17 protein-coding genes are annotated in these 17,210 nt (G+C 69.1%); 8 read left to right on the top strand and 9 right to left on the bottom strand.

Annotated features, from left to right (window positions below; genetic code table 11):
* Positions 1–62 precede the first annotated feature (62 nt).
* From htpG to ACERLL_RS06625, 3 genes are all read right to left on the bottom strand, one after another.
* Positions 63–1,967: a molecular chaperone HtpG gene (htpG, locus tag ACERLL_RS06635; RefSeq protein WP_373655287.1), complete on the bottom strand. Its 1,905-nt coding sequence runs from the start codon at positions 1,965–1,967 to the stop codon at positions 63–65.
* A 217-nt stretch (positions 1,968–2,184) separates the two neighbouring features.
* Complete coding sequence (locus tag ACERLL_RS06630; protein ID WP_373655286.1) at positions 2,185–3,009, bottom strand: endonuclease/exonuclease/phosphatase family protein; 825 nt, start codon at positions 3,007–3,009, stop codon at positions 2,185–2,187.
* Positions 3,010–3,127: 118 nt separating this feature from the next.
* A complete protein-coding gene (locus ACERLL_RS06625) occupies positions 3,128–3,595 on the bottom strand; it encodes a thioredoxin family protein (RefSeq protein WP_373655285.1) in 468 nt (155 codons plus the stop codon).
* 209 nt (positions 3,596–3,804) lie between these two features.
* Here ACERLL_RS06625 and hemC point away from each other — a divergent pair, with 209 nt between their 5' ends.
* From hemC to ACERLL_RS06600, 5 genes are read left to right on the top strand one after another with little or no spacing between them, the layout of a single operon-like run.
* Positions 3,805–4,737, top strand: coding sequence for a hydroxymethylbilane synthase (gene hemC, locus ACERLL_RS06620; RefSeq protein ID WP_373655284.1), 933 nt, complete (start codon positions 3,805–3,807; stop codon positions 4,735–4,737).
* Positions 4,730–5,524 (top strand): uroporphyrinogen-III synthase, encoded by a 795-nt coding sequence (locus tag ACERLL_RS06615; protein WP_373655283.1) that lies wholly within the window; start codon positions 4,730–4,732, stop codon positions 5,522–5,524. The genes hemC and ACERLL_RS06615 overlap by 8 nt, the downstream gene beginning before the upstream one ends.
* A gap of 15 nt (positions 5,525–5,539) precedes the next feature.
* Positions 5,540–6,514: a porphobilinogen synthase gene (gene hemB, locus ACERLL_RS06610; RefSeq protein WP_373655282.1), complete on the top strand. Its 975-nt coding sequence runs from the start codon at positions 5,540–5,542 to the stop codon at positions 6,512–6,514.
* A 40-nt stretch (positions 6,515–6,554) separates the two neighbouring features.
* On the top strand, positions 6,555–7,802 hold the full coding sequence (locus ACERLL_RS06605; protein ID WP_373655281.1) for a uroporphyrinogen-III C-methyltransferase: 1,248 nt from the start codon (positions 6,555–6,557) through the stop codon (positions 7,800–7,802).
* Positions 7,802–9,049, top strand: coding sequence for a heme biosynthesis HemY N-terminal domain-containing protein (locus tag ACERLL_RS06600; RefSeq protein WP_373655280.1), 1,248 nt, complete (start codon positions 7,802–7,804; stop codon positions 9,047–9,049). The genes ACERLL_RS06605 and ACERLL_RS06600 overlap by 1 nt, the downstream gene beginning before the upstream one ends.
* A 44-nt stretch (positions 9,050–9,093) precedes the next feature.
* Here the strand turns inward: ACERLL_RS06600 and ACERLL_RS06595 are convergent, their stop codons facing one another.
* The gene (locus ACERLL_RS06595; protein WP_373655279.1) at positions 9,094–10,107 is read right to left on the bottom strand and encodes a CDP-6-deoxy-delta-3,4-glucoseen reductase; all 1,014 of its coding nucleotides are present in this window, start codon (positions 10,105–10,107) and stop codon (positions 9,094–9,096) included.
* 70 nt (positions 10,108–10,177) lie between these two features.
* Here ACERLL_RS06595 and ACERLL_RS06590 point away from each other — a divergent pair, with 70 nt between their 5' ends.
* Together ACERLL_RS06590 and trmB are read left to right on the top strand one after the other, a co-directional pair.
* Positions 10,178–11,083 carry an NAD-dependent epimerase/dehydratase family protein gene (locus ACERLL_RS06590; RefSeq protein ID WP_373655278.1) on the top strand — a complete coding sequence of 302 codons (906 nt, stop codon included), beginning with the start codon at positions 10,178–10,180 and terminating at the stop codon, positions 11,081–11,083.
* 166 nt (positions 11,084–11,249) lie between these two features.
* Positions 11,250–11,951, top strand: coding sequence for a tRNA (guanosine(46)-N7)-methyltransferase TrmB (gene trmB / locus ACERLL_RS06585; RefSeq protein WP_373655277.1), 702 nt, complete (start codon positions 11,250–11,252; stop codon positions 11,949–11,951).
* A 36-nt stretch (positions 11,952–11,987) separates the two neighbouring features.
* Here the strand turns inward: trmB and ACERLL_RS06580 are convergent, their stop codons facing one another.
* From ACERLL_RS06580 to rph, 5 genes are all read right to left on the bottom strand, one after another.
* A complete protein-coding gene (locus tag ACERLL_RS06580) occupies positions 11,988–12,383 on the bottom strand; it encodes a gamma-glutamylcyclotransferase family protein (protein ID WP_373655276.1) in 396 nt (131 codons plus the stop codon).
* A gap of 67 nt (positions 12,384–12,450) precedes the next feature.
* On the bottom strand, positions 12,451–13,605 hold the full coding sequence (hemW, locus tag ACERLL_RS06575; RefSeq protein WP_373655275.1) for a radical SAM family heme chaperone HemW: 1,155 nt from the start codon (positions 13,603–13,605) through the stop codon (positions 12,451–12,453).
* Positions 13,602–14,204: an RdgB/HAM1 family non-canonical purine NTP pyrophosphatase gene (rdgB, locus tag ACERLL_RS06570; protein WP_373655515.1), complete on the bottom strand. Its 603-nt coding sequence runs from the start codon at positions 14,202–14,204 to the stop codon at positions 13,602–13,604. Before rdgB ends, hemW begins: the two co-directional genes overlap by 4 nt.
* Before the next feature lie 25 nt (positions 14,205–14,229).
* The gene (mltA, locus tag ACERLL_RS06565; RefSeq protein WP_373655274.1) at positions 14,230–15,414 is read right to left on the bottom strand and encodes a murein transglycosylase A; all 1,185 of its coding nucleotides are present in this window, start codon (positions 15,412–15,414) and stop codon (positions 14,230–14,232) included.
* A 35-nt stretch (positions 15,415–15,449) separates the two neighbouring features.
* Positions 15,450–16,178, bottom strand: a complete 729-nt coding sequence (gene rph, locus ACERLL_RS06560; protein WP_373655273.1) for a ribonuclease PH — start codon at positions 16,176–16,178, stop codon at positions 15,450–15,452.
* A gap of 163 nt (positions 16,179–16,341) precedes the next feature.
* Between rph and ACERLL_RS06555 the strand changes: the two genes are divergently transcribed.
* On the top strand, positions 16,342–17,208 hold the full coding sequence (locus ACERLL_RS06555) for a YicC/YloC family endoribonuclease (protein ID WP_373655272.1): 867 nt from the start codon (positions 16,342–16,344) through the stop codon (positions 17,206–17,208).
* Positions 17,209–17,210: the final 2 nt, after the last annotated feature.

Below are 17,210 nucleotides of genomic sequence, written 5' to 3'. Positions count from 1 at the left end.
CGCTTTTGCCGTTCTTGGCGATCCTTGGCGTACTTGGCGGTTTGGTGCCGCCATCTCGGCGGTCAGGTGATGATCCGGCTCGGCCCGGATCCGGCCAGATCGTTCATGATTCCGGAAAGCCGCTGGGCCGTACCGGCGGGATCCGGCAGCGGGGCGCCCTGGGCCAGCCGCGCCTGGTCCAGCAGGAGCCACCCCCACTCGCCCAGCCGCTTGTCGGCGGGGTCCGTGCCGTGGATCTCCTTCATCTTCTGCACCAGGGCGTGCTCCGGGTTGAGCTCCAGGATGGGCTGACTCTCCGGCACCGGCTGGTTGGCCGCCTTGAGCAGGCGCTCCATGTGCTCACCCAGGGCGTTCTCCCCGGCCACGATGCAGCTGGGGCTGTCGGTGAGCCGGTGGGACAGGCGGACATCCGAAACGGCCTCGCCGAGGCGGTCCTTGAGGGTGCCTACCAGGCTGCCGTAGTCCGCCTCGGTGGCCTCCTCTTCCTGCTTCTCCTCCTCGCTTTCCAGCTCGCCCAGATCCAGATCGCCGTGGGCCACGCTGGTAAGCGGGGTGCCGTCGAACTCGTTGAGGTGCATGACCACCCACTCGTCCACCGGGTCGGTGAGCAGCAGCACCTCCACGCCCTTTTTCTTGAAGACCTCCAGCTGCGGGCTGTTCTTCAGGGTCTCCAGATCGTCGCCGGTGAGGTAGTAGATGGCCTTCTGCTCGTCGCGCATGGCGGCCTTGTAGTCGGCCAGGCTCACCCACTCGTCGGGCCGTCTGGAGGTGCGGAAGCGTAGCAGGCCCGCCAGCTCCTCCTGGTTGGACGGGTCCTCGGGAATGCCCTCCTTGAGCACGGCGCCGAAGTTGTCCCAGAACTTGCGGTAGCGGTCCGGCTCGTTGTCCGCCATGTCCGCCAGGCGCTTCAGCACCCGCCGGACCACGCCCTTGCGGATGCGCGCCACCTGCTGGTCCGACTGCAGCATCTCCCGGGAGACGTTCAGAGGCAGGTCCGGGGCGTCCACCACCCCACGCAGGAAGCGCAGGTAGGTGGGCAGCAGCTCGCGGGCCTGATCGGTGATGAACACCCGCCGGACGTAGAGCCGCACGCCGTGGCGGGCCTCCGGCTGCCACAGGTCCAGCGGCGGCTGGGAGGGGAAATAGAGCAGGGCGGTGTACTCGGTGGTGCCCTCGGCGTGGAAATGCAGCCAGGTCAGGGGGTCGGTATCGCCGTGGGCAACGTGGGCATAGAAGCTGCGGTACTCCTCCTCGGAGATCTCGGATCTGGGCCGCGCCCACAGCGCCGAGGCCTCGTTGAGGGTCTCCGGCTTCTCGCCGGCCTCCAGCACCACCGGGTAGGGGATATGGTCGGAGTAGGTCTTCACCACCCGGCGCAGCTCCCCCTCCTCCAGGAACTCCCTGGCGTCCTCTTTGAGATGGAGGGTGATGGCGGTGCCCAGCTCCGGGCGCTCAAGGGTTTCGACCGTGTATCGGCCGGTGCCCTCGGATTCCCAGCGCACGCCCAGCGACGGATCCACGCCGGCGCGGCGGGTGGTCACCTCCACGCGGTCGGCCACCATGAAGGCCGCGTAGAAGCCCACGCCGAACTGGCCAATGAGCTCCACGTCCTGGTCCTCGTCGCCGGTAAGCTGATCCACGAAGGCCCGCGAGCCGGAATGCGCGATGGTGCCGAGATTCTCCACCACCTCGTCCCGGTCCATGCCGATGCCGTTATCGATGATGGTCAGGGTGCCGGCCTCGGAATCGGGGATCAGACGGATCCGTCCTTCCTTCTGTCCCTCGAACAGCTCCTCGTTCTTCAGCCCCTCGAAGCGGAGCTTGTCGATGGCGTCCGAGGCATTGGAGATCAGCTCCCGCAGGAAGATCTCCCGGTGGGAATACAGGGCGTGAACCATGAGGTGCAGCAGCTGCTGCACTTCGGTTTCGAAGCTGCGGGTTTCCTGTTGCGGATTTTCCGCCGTCACGGTGCTCCCTCGTTTATCCCAAAGATTGAACGGAAACGTGTCCCCCCTATCTGGGGGTAAGCCCCCCATTTTAAAAGAGACCGGCGAAGAGTGCATGCTCGTGGTGCTTCGGTACGGAAATCCGCGTGCCGGCTGCCCGGGCCGTGCCGGACGCCGCTCCTGCACCGAGGATTCAGCGCAAGAGGCTGCGCGGGCACGCGAAGAACGGGCCCGGAAGCTAGGCGGATTCGGGGGAGGCTACCGGATGGGAGGCTTCGAGCTCCGGGACTTCGGCGGGGCTTTCGCTGTCGGCGGTCACCTTCCAGCGGGCTACCGCCTGTACGGGGAGGTGATCGGAGAGCAGCTCGGGCAGAGGGCCGTACTCTTCCAGGACGATCTCGGGCGAGGCGAGGATGTGGTCCACGGCGACGCGGGGGCGCCAGCTGGGCAAGGTGCCGTGGACGGGTCGTGTGGAAAGCCGCAGACCGGCGCGCTCGCAGAGCAGCTTCAGCTCCTTGGAGCGGGGCTTGGCGTTGAAGTCGCCCATGACCACCGAGGGGCCCACGGCGTTCACTAGCTTGGCGAGGTAGGCAACCTGCCGCATGCGGGTGCGCTGGCGCAGGGCGAGGTGGGTGATGAACACGGAGAGCGGACGACCGTCCAGATTGAATCGCGTCTCCAGCACCCCACGCCCGTCCATGGCCCCCGGGAGCCGGTGCTCGTGGACAGCCTGTACGGGAATCCGGCTGAGCAGGGAATTGGTGTGCTGGGCGAAGCGGCCGAAATCCCGGGTGATCATGCTCTGGCAGCTATTGAATCCGGCGCTGGCCGCCAGGTAGCGCGCCTGGTCCACGAAGGCGGTGCGGAAGCTGCCGCCGTCCGCCTCCTGGAGACCGACGATGTCGAAGGGGGCGAGCACTTCGGCGATGCGGTCCAGGTTGTGCAGGCTCTGCCCATGGGGCATGACGTATTTCCAGCCGTGGCTGACGTAGTGCCGGTATCGGCGGGAGCCGATCGCAACCTGGATATTATAGGTAAGCAGGCGGAGGGCCGTTTGGCTCATGGAACCCGTCGCTGACAGAAGGATTGGAAGAGGGCTGGGCCCCTTGCATCAAGCTGCCCGGGAACACGACACGAGTAAGCGTACGAGCCTGCAAGGGGACCGTCAATCAATGGAGATATCACTTTTGGGCTAGCTTTTGCTCTGCCTGCTCGATGGCCTCGTCGAGGTTGTGTCCATAGTAGGCCGTGCCGCCTTTCAGACCTACCAGCGGCTCCACGAGACGGCTGCCGTCCGGCCCGTAAATGGCGATGGTGGGCGTGAGCTTCTTGTCCCGGCGGGCTGCGAACCGGCTGTGGGTGGTCGCCTCCCCCCGGAAGTCCCGGAGCGACGCTTCGCTACGGGTATTCACCTGGCGCAGGGTGATTCGGCGGATATAGTCGTCGTTGTTCAGGATGGGCCGGAGGAACTGCTCGCGCACCGTCTCGCAGTATTGGCATTCCTCCTGGTAGAAGAAGATCACCACGGTTTTGCCGTCGGTATGGGCCTCGTCCGCGGTGGCGGCCAGGTCGGAGGCGGGGGGGATGTCTCCCGCGGCGGCGGTGGTGCTGAAAAGGAGAAGGAACAACAAGGGAATCAGACGAGACATACCGGCTTCCTTTTCCGGGCCAGAGCTTGTAACCCTAAGTCAGAGGTGCGGGGGGTGCAACGTTGCCTTGTTCAGACCGCCGGAGGGCGCGAGGGTTTCCGGGGCGGCGGTTTGATTTCGCCCCCCATTTTGCCCAAGATAACGGATTGCCCTGAAAACCCGCATTCCGGCGGCCGGCCGCGCCGGTAGAGGTAGCCCGAGGAGGTCAAGTGAGCGGGGAGCGGATTCGAATCGGTACACGCGGCAGCAAGCTGGCCCTCTGGCAGGCCAATCACGTCAAGGGCCTCCTCGAGACCGCCCATGCCGGCCTCGAGGTCGAGCTGGTGACCATCACCACCACCGGCGACCGCGTCCAGGACCGCTCCCTGCTGGACATGGGCGGCAAGGGCGCCTTCGTGAAGGAGATCGAGGAGGCCCTCCTGGACGGCTCCATCGATATCGCCGTGCATTCCATGAAGGACGTCCCCGTGGAGCTGCCCGAGGGGCTGCACCTGCCGGTGGTCTGCAAGCGCGAGGACCCCCGGGATGCCTTTATCTCCCTGCATTATTCCCATCCGGGCGAGATGCCCGCCGGGACCCGCGTGGGCAGCTCCAGCCTGCGACGCAAGTGCCAGCTCATGAGCCGTTTCCCCGAGCTGGAGGTGGCCGAGATCCGCGGCAACGTGGACACCCGCCTGCGCAAGCTGGAGGAGGGGCAGTACGACGCCATCGTTCTCGCCGCCGCCGGCCTGCGCCGGCTGGGCTGGTCGGACCGCATCACCACCCTGCTGGATCCCGCCGACAGCCTGCCCGCCATGGGGCAGGGCACCATCGGTATCGAATGTCGGGAGGGAGACCAGGAGACCCTGGACCGCATTCGCGCCATCGAGGACGCCGAGACCGCCGTGCGTACCCGCGCCGAGTGGGCCCTGAACCGGCGCATGCAGGGCGGCTGCGAGGTGCCCATGGGCGGCTATGCCGAGCTGGACGGGGAGCGCCTCCGGGTACGCGGCCTGGTGGGCGAGCCCGACGGCTCGCGGCTCGTTGAGGACGCGGTGGAGGGGCCGGCGGGGGAGGCCGAACGGCTGGGCCGGGATCTCGCCGACCGGCTCCTCGGCCGAGGGGCCGATGCCATCCTGGAACGGGCCCGGGGCCGTGTCTGACGCCGCCTGGTCCGGATGCCGGATCCTGGTGACGCGGCCCGCCCACCAGGCCGGTGACCTGCTGGCGGCCATCCGGGACCGGGGCGGCGAGCCGCTGGCCTTCCCCACCATCGAGATCGGCCCCCCCGGCGACCGGTCGGTGTGGGACCGGGTCTCGCCGGATCTCGAGGGCTTCCACTGGCTGTTCTTCGCCAGCGCCAACGCCGTGTGGGGCTTCGCCCGGCTGCTCGGCGAGGCCGGCCTCCCCTGGCCGGCGACCCCCGGCTACGCCGCCATCGGGCGCAAGACGGCCGGTGTGCTCCAACGGCACGTGGACGCCGCCATCCTGACCCCGGAGGATTTCCGCTCCGAGTCCTTCCTCGCCATGGCGGAAATGGCCCCTGCGCGGATCTCCGGCGCGCGGGTGCTGATAGTGCGCGGCGAGGAGGGCCGCGAGCTGCTGCCGACCACGCTGGAAGAGCGCGGCGCCCGGGTGGAACGGCTGCCCGCCTACACCCGGAAATGTCCGGAAACGGATCCCGCCCCGGTGGCGGCGGCCCTCGCAGAGGGCCGGCTGGATGCGGCCGTTTTCACCAGCCCCGAAACCTTCACCAATCTCTTGGCCATGCTCGACGAGGCAGCCCGCAGGCGCTTGGCCGCCCTTCCGCTGGTGGTCATCAGCCCGGTAACGGCCAGTGCGATCCGGGAGCGGGGGCTCCCGGAGCCCGTGGTCGCCCCCGAAGCCTCCGACGAGGGCCTGCTGCGCGCCCTCGAAGAGCGGGTCTGCAAGCCCCGTCCCGAGCAATAGGGAGAACCGACCGTCATGCGCTATCGTCCCCGGCGCCTCCGGCGCAATCAGGCCATCCGGGCCATGGTGCGGGAGAACCACCTGCGCCCCGAGGACCTCATCCAGCCCTTTTTCGTCAAGGAAGGAGAGACCGGCGCCCGAGCCGTTCCCTCCATGCCGGGGGTGCTCCAGCTCCCGCTGGAGCGGATCGTGGAGGAAGGGCGCCGGGCCCGGGATGCCGGGCTCGGCGGGGTGATCCTGTTCGGCATTCCGGCGGAAAAGGACGCCGAGGGCACCCAGGCCTGGCACGCGGAAGGGGTCATCCAGCAGGCGGTGGCGCGGCTCAAGGAGGCGGTTCCGGACCTCTACGTGATCGTTGACGCCTGCTTCTGCGAGTACACGGACCACGGCCACTGCGGCATCCTGCGCGAGGACGGGGTGGTGGACAACGACCTGACCCTCGACAACCTGCGCCGGGCGGTGGTTAGTTATGCGGAGGCGGGTGCCGACATGGTGGCACCGTCCGGCATGATGGACGGCATGGTGGACGCCATCCGCGCCGCCCTGGACGGGAACGGCTACCATGAGCTGCCGGTGATGGCCTACACGGCCAAGTATTCCAGCGCCTATTACGGCCCCTTCCGGGATGCCGCCGAGAGCGCACCGTCCAAAGGCGACCGGCGGGGCTACCAGATGGATCCCGCCAATGGCCGGGAGGCCCTGCGGGAGCTGGAGCTGGACGAGGCCGAAGGCGCGGACGTCGTCATGGTGAAGCCGGGACTGGCGTTCATGGACGTGGTCCTGCGCCTGCGTCAGTCCACCGAGCTGCCGGTGGCGGTATATAATGTTTCCGGGGAATACAGCATGATCAAGGCGGCAGCCGAGCGGGGCTGGATCGACGAGCGCGCGGTGGTGCTGGAGACGCTCACCGGGTTCAAACGGGCGGGCGCCGATCTGATCCTTACCTATCACGCCCTGGATGCGGCAGGGTGGCTCCGGGAGGAGGCCTGACGGCCGGCTCTCCAGCGACGGGACGAACCAAGAGGTATCCATGGCGGACAGCAACGAGCAACCGGGGTCGGATGCGACGTCCGGGCCCGAGCGGATGGGGGAGTCCCTCCAGGACAACGAGCGCCCGGAATCCGAGGGCGCAGCGTCCACCGGGGAACAGGGAGAGGAGCAAGGCGAAGCCGGCGGAGACAATGGCGGACAGCGGCCCCCGTCCAACGACAAGGGCGGCGGACGCGGCGGGCTTTTGCTGGGCGGCCTGGCGCTGTTCGTGGCCCTGGGAGCCGGCGGTGCCGGCGCCTATTTCTATCTGCAGCTGGACCGGCGCGTGGAGGATTTCGCCACCACCCTGGCCAATCGCGAGCAGCAGCAGGAACGGCTCCGGCAGGAGCTCTCCCAGGACCTGGACCAGATGGTCCGCGAGCTGCGGAGCACCCTGGAGCAGAACAGCCAGGCGCAGAGCCAGCTCACCCAGCGGCAGGAAGAGCTGCGCAACCGCATCGAGCAGATGACCCAGAGCCTGCAGACCCTGCGCGGCGCCACCCAGGACCTCCAGGCGCAGCTGGAGGGCGGGCCCACCTATTGGCGCCTGGAGCGCATCGAGACTTTGCTGGTCAGCGCCGAGCGCATCGCCCAGCTGGAGGAAGATCCGGAAGCCGCCTACGCGGCGCTGAAAAGCGCCGACCAGGCCCTTCGGGACCTGAACGCCCCCGGTTGGATGGAGGTGCGGCGGTCCATCCAGTCGTCCATGACCAAGCTGGAGCAGGCCAATAATCCGGATCTGGCCGGCATCGCCTTCAAGCTGTCCAGCCTGGCGGAAAGCGCCATGGATCTGCCCGTCAAGGGAGTCAGCCCGCCGCCCCTCGGCGATCAGGAGCAGCAGGCGGCCCGGGAGGAGCAGGCGGAGCCCCGGGGCTGGTGGGGGCAGTTCGTGGCCGGCCTGAATGCCTTCTGGCAGGACGTCAAGAGCCTGGTGCGGCTGCGGCGCTCCGGCAAGGAGATGGAGCCCCTGTTGCCGCCGGACAAGGCCACTTTCCTACGCCACAATCTGGTCCTGAATCTGCAGACCGCCCGGCTCGCGGCCCTGCAACAGCGCGATGAGCTATACCACCGGTCCCTCCGGGAATCCCGGGATTGGGTACAGCGCTTCTTCGATACGGACAGCAGTGCCGTACAGGCTTTTCTGTCCTCGCTGAAGTCCCTGGGCGACCGGAATATCACCCAGGATCTCCCGCCCGTTGATGCGCCCCTCACTACCTTCCGCCAGGTCCGCAAGGAGCGGAGCGAATAATGCGGGCCCTTATCAAGATCCTTATCGTGCTCGGAGTCGCCGCCGCGGTGGTGACCCTGGTGGGGGAAGGGCCCGGATACGTGCTGATCCAGGTGGGCGATTACACCCTGGAGACCACCGCCGCCTTCGTGGGCGTGGTGCTGGCCCTGTTTCTGGCCTTCGGCTGGGAGATATGGGGCTTTCTGAGCGCCACCTGGCATGCCCCCTCCCGGCTGCGGGAGGCCCGCAAGCAGCGGCGTCGCCGGCGGAGCCTGACCTTCCTGGAGGAGGGTACGCTGGCCCTGGAACGGGGGCAGGCCGAGCGGGCGCGCAAGCTGCTGGCTCGGGGAGGCCGGCAGGCGGAGGCACCGGCGGCCTTCTACGTGGGGGCGGCCCGCGCCGCGCATCAGGCGGGGGAGGATGCCGCCGCCGAGGAATTCCTGGCCAAGGCCCAGAATGACGCTCTAAGCGACGATCCGGCCGCCACCCTGCTGCGCGCGGAGATCGAGATGGATGCCGGCCGGGCCGAGCATGCCCTGGCGCTGCTATCCAGTCTGGAGGAGCAGGAGCCCGAGAACCGGCAGCTCCTGCGCCGGTTGCTGGTGCTCTATCGCCAGGTGGAGGACTGGGAGGCTTTGATGCGGCTGGTGCCCAGGGCCCGGAAAGCCGGGATCCTGTCGGAGGGCGATGCCGCGGAGGAGCTGCAGGAGGCCCGGGCCAGACGTCTGGAGCAGGCCCGCCTCGCCGGTAACGGGGTGACAGTGGAGCGCCTCTGGAAGGAGGCGAGCCGGGAGGAGCGGGCGGATTCGCGGCTGATGGGGCCGTGGATCCGATACCTGCTGAGCGAGGATCGCGGCCAGGAAGCGGAGCGTGCTCTGGAGCAGGGCCTCAAGCGGCACTGGCGGGGCGAGCTGGTGGACCTCTATCTGGCGCTGCCCCAGGCACCCGGGGCGGCGCAGGAGCTGCTCCAGCGCCTGGAGCGCTGGCTCTCGGACCATCCGCGGGACCCGCACCTGCTCACCGTGCTCGCCCAGCTCGCCATCGCCGCCCGCCTGTGGGGCAAGGCGGATCAGTATCTGGAGGAGGCCTCGTCCCAGGAGGACCTGCCGGCGGAGATCCTGCTGCGTCTGGCGCATCTCTATCAGGAGCGGGAGAAACCGGACCAGGCCCTGGCTTGCTGCCGCCGGAGCCTGACCGCGCTGGAGGGACGAATCCCGGTGCTACCGGCGCCGGAGCCGGGCATGAACGGCGGTAACGGCAAGGCCTGAGCGGCAGGGAGCCGGCCCGGCGTCGAGCCGGCGGGCTCCGCTGGCTATTCCGTGGAGTAGGTGAAGGCGTCGGAGAAGAGCCGGTCCTTGTCCACGCCCAGCTGCTTCAGGGTCTCGCTGGCGGCGTCCACCATGGGCGGCGGTCCGGCAAGGTAGCCCTCGTGCCCGGAGAGATCCCCGTAGTACCGCGGCAGCACGTCGTGGATGTAGCCCGTGTCGCCGGTCCAGTGGGTGTCCTCCTCGGTGGGATCGGAGAGGGCGGGCGTCCACCGGAAATTGGCATGCTCCTGCTGCCACTGGTCGAGGAGCTCGGTGAGATAGAGGTCGCGCTGGGCGCGGACGCCGAAGAACAGGTGGAAGTCGCGCTCCACGCCCTCCTCGAAGGCGGTCTCCAGAATGGCCTTGATGGGGCCGAGTCCGGTACCGCCGGCCACCAGGATCGCCGGCCGGTCGCTGTCGCGCAGATAGAAATCGCCCAGCGGCCCCTCGAAGTTCCAGATCTCCTTGGGCTTGAGGTGCTCGAAGACGTGCTCGGTGAACTCGCCGCCGGGGACGTAGCGGATGTGCACGGTCAGGAGCTCGTCGTGCAGGGGCGTGTTGGCGATGGAGAAGGCCCGTCGCCGACCGTCCTTCAGGATGACCTCGATGTACTGGCCCGCCAGGTACTGCAGCCGCTCCGCGGAGGGCAGCTTGAGGCTGACCTCCATGATGTCGTGGGTCAGCTTGCGGGCTTCGTGGACCCGGCACGGCAGTCGCCGGACCTCGGCCTTCCGGGCGTCGTCGATCTCGTAGGCCTCGATCACTAGATCGGATTGCGGCTGCGCCTGACAGAACAGGGCCGATCCCTGGGCGCGCTCTTCCTCGCTCATGGCGGTGGGCTTGTACTGGCCGTAGTCCACCTGTCCCGAGACCAGCTTCCCCTTGCAGTCCCCGCAGGCTCCGTTGCGGCACCCGTAGGGGAGGTTGACGCCGTGGTGCATGGCCGCATCCAGGATGCTCTGTCCCGGCTCGACCTCGAACTGTTTGCCGCTGGGCTCCAGCTTGACCGTATACGCCATGAGAACGGTTTGCCTTTTCGGTGAATGGTTTTCTATTACGCGCTCGGATTGAAAGAATCGGATGGCTGAAATGGTACCGCATGCACAGAGGGCCCAAAAGCGCCACCCCGCGGTGGCCATAGCGGGCTGCGGCTACGTCGGAGCCCGTCTAGCGGCGGTTCTGGCCGCCGCGGGCCATCGGGTGTTCGCCGGACGGCGTACCTCGGTGGTGGAATGGCCCGAGGGGGTGGAGCCTTTCCATCTCGATCTGGACACCGCCTCGGGCGGGAAATTCCCGGTGCCGGCGTCCGCCATGGTGTGCGCCTTCCCGCCCGGCCGCGGGGGCCTGCGTGACTACCGCATGGCCCGGCTTCTGGCCCGCCTGGCCCACCACCCGCCGGACCGCCTCGTCTATCTGAGCACCACCGGGGTCTACGGCAATCGGGGCGGGATCCTGACCCCCGAGACCACCCCCTTGGCTCCCGGTACGGACCGTGCCCGCCGACGACAGGATGCCGAGCGGCAGGTGCGGGCCTTCGGCGCCCGCCATGCCACCAGTGTCCAGATCCTCCGGGTCTCCGGCATCTACGGCCCCGGACGCCTCCCGGTGGAGCGGATCCGGGCCGGGGAAGGTTTGCGGGTGGACTGGCCGGAGCCCCGCTTTACCAACGCCATCCACGTGGACGATCTGGTGCGCCTGGTGCTGGCCGCCCTGCGCCAGGGGCGTCCCAACCGGGCCTATAACGCCTGTGACGGCGTGGACCGTCGCCAGGGGGCCCTGCTGGAGGCGGTGGCCGCCGTGCTCGGCGTCCCCCTCCCGCCGCCCGTCAGCCCCGAGACGGCCTACCGGGAGCTCTCCGCCATGCGCCTTTCCTTCCTGGAGGAATCCCGCCGCTGCAGCATCCGCCGGGCCGGCGGGGAGCTGGGCTGGGAGCCCGTCCACACGGATCTGGAAGCCGCTGTTCGGTGCAGCCTGCGGGAAGAGGGAAGGCTGTAGAGCCGCAGCCCCGGGAACGGGGAAACGGCCAGGGCCCCGAGGAGCCAAGAAGGCGGCCAATCGCGCACGCTTTCTCCGACATGGCCCGTTCCCCTTGGCATCCTTGGCGTTTCCGTTTTCTGGTAGGGTGGATCACCCTGTCTCTACCTCTTGAACGCGGGAGCCCATGTCGGATCATCCTTCCCAGCACCAGCGGCCGGAGCGCGCCATCCGCAGCTATGTCCTGCGCAAGGGGCGCCTGACCAAGGGCCAGCAGCGCGCCCTGGAGGAGCTGCTCCCCCGGTTCGCCGTTCCGGAAGCGCCGCGTGTCGCTGACTGGCCGGCGCTGTTCGGCCGCGAGGCCCCGGTGGCCCTGGAGATCGGCATCGGCGGTGGCGAGGCGCTGGTGGGCATGGCCGGTAGGCACCCCAACTGGAACTGGGTGGGGCTCGACGTCTATCCGCCGGGCGTGGGCAAGCTCCTGCTCTCCCTGGAGGCGGAAGGGCTGGACAACGTCCGCGTGGGCCTCGTGGATGCGGTGGATTTCCTCGCCGACCAGGTGCCCGACGGAAGCCTAGCGGCCTGCTATATCTTCTTCCCCGACCCCTGGTCCAAGGAGCGCCACAAGAAGCGACGCCTGATCCAGGCGCCTTTCCTGGACCTACTGGCGGAGCGTCTGGCCCCCGGCGCGGACCTCTTCCTGGCCACCGACTGGGCGGATTACGCCCAATGGATGGTGGAGGTCATGGAGGCGCACCCCCGCTACGCGAACATCCACGGGCCAGGCGCCTTTGCCCCGCGCTGCCCGGACCGCCCGCCCACCAAGTTCGAGGAGCGCGGCGAACAGCGCGGCCACGAGGTCTACGACCTGCACTATCGGCGCCTCTGAGCCCCCCTTGCCGGAAGGGCGGGCCCGCCGTCCGGCCTATTCCGTCAGCGGCCGCCAGACCCCGCCCGGTAGCTCCGTTCCCCCCAGCCGTTCCACCTTGTCCGGCTCCATGAAATAGGCGTGAACGCGCCCCAGCGGCGCCCCCTGCGGCGTGAAGCCGGGCACTTGCCGGCGGTTGTAGTTGTTGCGCGCAGGGGGGCGCCCGGGGGAGAAGCCCTCCAGGTCGTCCACCAGGGCGAGCAGCGGCTCGGTCAGGTGCAGGATATAGCCGTGCACCCAGCCCGATCCGGTAACGGCGGCGGGAAACCCCAGGGAAAGATCGAAAAGCCGCCCCTCGATCTTGCCGGCCCGCCACCTTCCCACGCGGCCCTGTAAGAGGCGCCGCCAGTTGGCGTGGCCGGGCTTCAGGGTGCCGTAGACGAAGACGCGCATTCCAGTGCTCCTGGCCCAGGGGGATACTGTACAAGCTGCCATAGCACGGACCGGGAGGGGCTGCTGGTTATTCCAGAAACAGCCCGATGAGGTCATTGAGGAAGGTCCGACCTCGCTCCGTGGGCGCCAGGTGGGCCGGGTCGGGATGGAGCAGGCCGAGGCGCTCCGCCTCGGCGCGGGGAGCCGCCAGATGGTCGGCGGGCAGACCGGTGCGCTCCGGGAACAGCCGCGTTGGGACGCCATCGTTGAGCCGAAGGACGTTCAGGGCGAATTCCCCGGGCAGGTCGGCGGCTTCCGGCTGGTGGCGCTCCACGGCGGGGTCGCCGTCCGCCGCAGCACGCATGTAGGCCTCCGGTCCGGCGAAATTGCGGGTACGCAGGATGCCGTCGCCGGTGGTGAGCTTGCCGTGGGCCCCGGCGCCCAGGCCCAGGTAATCGCCGAACTCCCAGTAGTTGCGGTTGTGCCGGCAGGCCCGGCCCGGCAGGGCGTGATTGGAGGTCTCGTAGTGCCGGAAGCCGGCCTCCGCCAGCCGGTCTCGCAGGGCGATCTCGGTGTCGGCCACCGTATCGTCCTCGGGCAGTGCGGGTGGCCGGGCGGAGAAGACCGTGTTGGGCTCGATGGTGAGCTGGTAGAGCGCGATGTGCTCGGGCGCCAGGGCCAGTAAGCCCGCCAGGTCGGCCACGGCACCCTCGGGGGTTTGCCCGGGAAGGCCGAACATGAGATCGAGGTTGAGGTTGTCGAAGCCGGCCTCGCGGGCCGCGGCCACCGCCCGGCGGGCCTCGTCGGCGGAATGGACGCGCCCCAGGCGTTTCAGGGAGTCGTCATCCAGGGATTGCACGCCAACGCTCAGCCGGTTGATACCGGCGGCGCGGAAGGCCGCGAAGCGATCCGCCTCGCTGGCGCCCGGGTTGGCCTCCAGGGTGATCTCGCAGTCGTCGGCGAGGCCCACGAAGCGCTCCAGCTCCTCCAGGATCGCGGCGTAGAAGCCGCCCCCGAAGAGGGAGGGGGTGCCGCCGCCGAAGAACACGCTCCCCGCCCGCCGGGTCCCGGCCAAGGGGGCGCGGCGGCGCAGCTCGGTCCGCAGCGCCTCCAGGTAGGCGGATTCGGGGAGGGCCCCTTCCCGGGCATGCGAGTTGAAGTCGCAGTAGGGGCACTTCTTCAGGCAGAAGGGGACGTGCACGTAGATGCCCAGCGGCACGTCCGCGGGGCGCGGCGGGGTCAACCGCGCCCCTCCTCCGTGAGGCGTTCGCGCAGGGCTTGCATGGCCCGGCCGCGGTGGGAAAGGCGGGATTTTTCCTCGGGATCCAGCTGAGCGGCGGTCACCCCGCGCTCCGGCACGAGGAAGACCGGGTCGTAGCCGAAGCCCCCGGCTCCGGCGGGCTCCCGGGTGATGCGGCCCGGCCAGCGCCCCTCGGCGATCAGTGGGCAGGGGTCCTCGGCGCCGTGCAGCAGCACCAGGGTGCAGTAGAAGAAGGCGTTCCGCGCTTCCTCCGGGGTATCACCGAGGGTGGTCAGCAGCATGTCCAGATTGTCGGCGTCGGAAGCGCCGGCCCCGGCGTAGCGGCTGGAGTAGATGCCGGGGGCGCCGTCCAGCGCCGCCACCGCCAGCCCCGAGTCGTCGGCCAGGGCAGGCAGGCCGGTCTCCCTTGCCGCGTGCCGGGCCTTGAGGAGGGCGTTCTCGACGAAGGTCAGGCCGGTCTCCTCCGGGCCCTCCACTCCGAAATCGCCCTGCGGACGAGCCCGCCAGCCCAGGGGCGCCAGCAGCTCGTTGAGCTCGCCCAGCTTGCCGGCGTTCCCCGTGGCGACAACCACTTCTTGCATCGTTGCTCCCATGGTTCCGTATATCCTAGCCGGAGCCGTCCGGTGCCGGCTCCCCGGCCACCTGCGTCCCGGCGGGCTTGTACTTCCAGGCGGGCCGGAACAGGTAGAGCCGCCCGTCGTCCTTCATGCGCCCGGCAAGCCATTCTCCTGGGACACCCTGCCCGGTGAAAAGGTCCGCCCGCACGGCCCCGTTAATCGCCCCGCCGGTGTCCTGGGCGAAGGTCAAACGGCGATAGGGCCGCTGCTCGTCGCTGTGGTCGGGGGCCGGCAGCTTAGTGGTCATCCATACGGGGGATCCGAGGGGAATGTGGTCCGGGTCCACGGCCAAAGAGCGGCGCGGCGTCAGCGGCACGCCGAGAGAGCCCAGCGGGCCGCCGAGGTTCGTTTCGCGCAGGGCGAAGAAGACGTAGCTGGGGTTCTCGTTCAACAGGGGGCGGACCCGGCCCGGATGGCTGTGGAGCCACGACCGGATGGCGGGCAGGGAGACCTCTTCGCTGGTGAGGTCGCCGCGGTCGATCAGGACCTTGCCAATGGAGACGTAACGGCGCCCGTTCTGGTCCGCGTAGCCCACCTTGACCACCTCGCCGTCGGGTAGCCGGATTCGGCCGGAGCCCTGGATGTGCAGGAAGAACCGGTCGATGCGGTTGTCCACCCAGAGCAGCTCGTTACCGGACAGGGGTTGGGCGTCGCTCTCGATCCGGGCGCGGTCGTAGTAGGGCACCACCTCCTGATTCCCGTTGAGGCGGCCGCGGACCCGCTCGCCGGCGAGCCGCACGAAGCGGGCGCCCAGGTTGATGTGCAGCAGATCCTCGGGGGGCTCGTAGAGCGGGTACCGGTAGCGCTCGGTGGGCTCGAAGCTGCCGTTCAGCAGGGGCACGTAGTAGCCGGTGATCAGGCCCCGGTCGTCGTCTCCGCCCCCCACCATGCGGTGCGGCGTGAAGCGCGTGCGCATGAAGAAGCGCGCCTGGGCGTCACTGGGGTTCGGATAGAGCTCCGCCTCGTCGCAGATGGCCCGCCAGTCGGGCGTGCTGCCGAGGCGCTCGCAGGTGGCGAGCAGGGCGGGCCAGGCTTCGGCCTGGCTGCCCGCCTTCCAGCCCGGGACCTTCGACCAGGGCACCATGGGGCCGACACCCGGCTCGCGGGGCTTTTCCTTGGGGGGCTCCAGTGTGGCGCAGGCCGCCATGAGGAGCAGGAGCGCGAAAACTGCCACGGGCCGGGCAGCCGCCTGCCCGATGGAAAAAGGGCTCAACCGACCGGTTCCTCCTCCAGAGCGGCACGCTGGGCATCGAAGAGCCGGCGTGCGCCCTGTTCCGCTAGGGTACGCATGGCGTCCATCTGCTCCTGGCTGAAGGGCGTGGCCTCGCCGGTGCCCTGCACCTCCACGAAGCGGCCGTCCTCCACCAGGACGAAATTCATGTCCACGTCCGCCGAGGAATCCTCGTCGTAGTCCAGGTCCAGGACCGCCTCGCCGTCCACGATACCGGCGGACACCGAGGCCACCTGGTGGCGCACCGGGTCTCGGGAGAGGGTGCCGTCGGCGAGCAGGGTGTCCACGGCGTCGCGCAGCGCCAGGAAGCCCCCGGTGATAGCCGCGGTCCGCGTGCCGCCGTCGGCCTGCAGCACGTCGCAATCCACGACGATCTGGCGCTTGCCCAGGGTGCGCAGGTCCACCGCTGCGCGCAGGGAGCGGGCGATCAGGCGCTGTATCTCGTGGGTTCGGCCGCCCACCTGGCCGCGCAGGGACTCCCGCGGACTCCGCTGGTGGGTGGCGCGGGGCAGCATGGCGTACTCGGCATGGACCCAGCCGCTCTTTCCCTGAACCAGCCAGGGAGGGACCCGGTCCATAACACTGGCATTGCAGAGCACCCGGGTATCGCCGAAGCTTACCAGCACCGAGCCCTCGGCGTGCTTGATGTATCGCCGCTCGAAGCGCACGTTGCGCATGGCGTCGGCGGGGCGTCCACTGGAGCGCATTGGGCAATCCGTTTCCGTCGGGCCTGTCCGCGGCCGGCGCCCATGCTAGCAAGTAGCGGGCGAACAGGTCGTGTCTTCGTCCAGAGCGCTATAGCAGGTAGTATAGGGCCCGCGCCCGCCGTGGCAACCGCGAATCTGGCTGTCGTTCATCAGAGGTTCCTCCATGATCCGAAGCATGACCGCCTTCGCCCGCAGCGAAGCGGACCTGGGATCCCAGCAGGCCGTCTGGGAGCTGCGTACCGTCAATCACCGCTATCTTGAGGTGAATCCGCGCCTGCCCGACGGCTACAGGGCCCTGGAGACGCCGGTCCGCGAGCGGGCCCGCGGGGTCCTGCAGCGGGGCAAGCTGGACGCTACCCTGCGGCTGACCGAGAACGGCGGCGGAGGCGGGCGGCTGCGCCTCGATCAGGAGCTGGCCCGCTCCCTGGCGGACCTGGGCCGGGAGGCGGAACGCGAGCTGGGCACCACCGGGGAGCTTTCCACCGCGGAGATCATGAAATGGCCCGGCGTGGTGGTCACCGCCACCCTGGATGCCGATGAGGCGCAGCGGCGCCTCCGGGAGGCCCTGGATAGCGCCCTGGAGGGGCTGGTGGAGGCCCGCGCCCGCGAGGGCCAGGCCCTTTCCGATGCCTTGCACGAGCGGCTTGACGGCGTGGATGCGGGCCTTGCCCGGATCGAGGAGCGTCTGCCGCAGGTCCGGGAAGCCTTCCGGAGCCGGCTGGAAGAACGCCTCGGCGAGCTTCGCGAGCGGGTGGATCCCGACCGGCTGGAGCAAGAGGTGGTCATGCAGGTGCAGCGGGCGGACGTGGACGAGGAGCTGGACCGGCTGGCCACCCATACCGCGGAGGTCCGCCGGGTCCTGGAGGAGGGCGGCGCCGTGGGCCGGCGGCTGGATTTCCTCATGCAGGAGATGAACCGCGAGGCCAATACCATTGGCTCCAAGTCGCCCGATGCCGCCATCAGCCAGACCGTGGTGGATCTCAAGGTTCTGGTGGAGCAGCTGCGCGAGCAGGCGCAGAACATCGAGTAAGC

Source organism: Thiohalorhabdus sp. Cl-TMA, assembly GCF_041821045.1.
Lineage (GTDB): Bacteria > Pseudomonadota > Gammaproteobacteria > Thiohalorhabdales > Thiohalorhabdaceae > Thiohalorhabdus > Thiohalorhabdus methylotropha.
The sequence above is the reverse complement of the archived record's forward strand: the minus strand, read 5'-3'. Positions and strand labels throughout refer to the sequence as shown.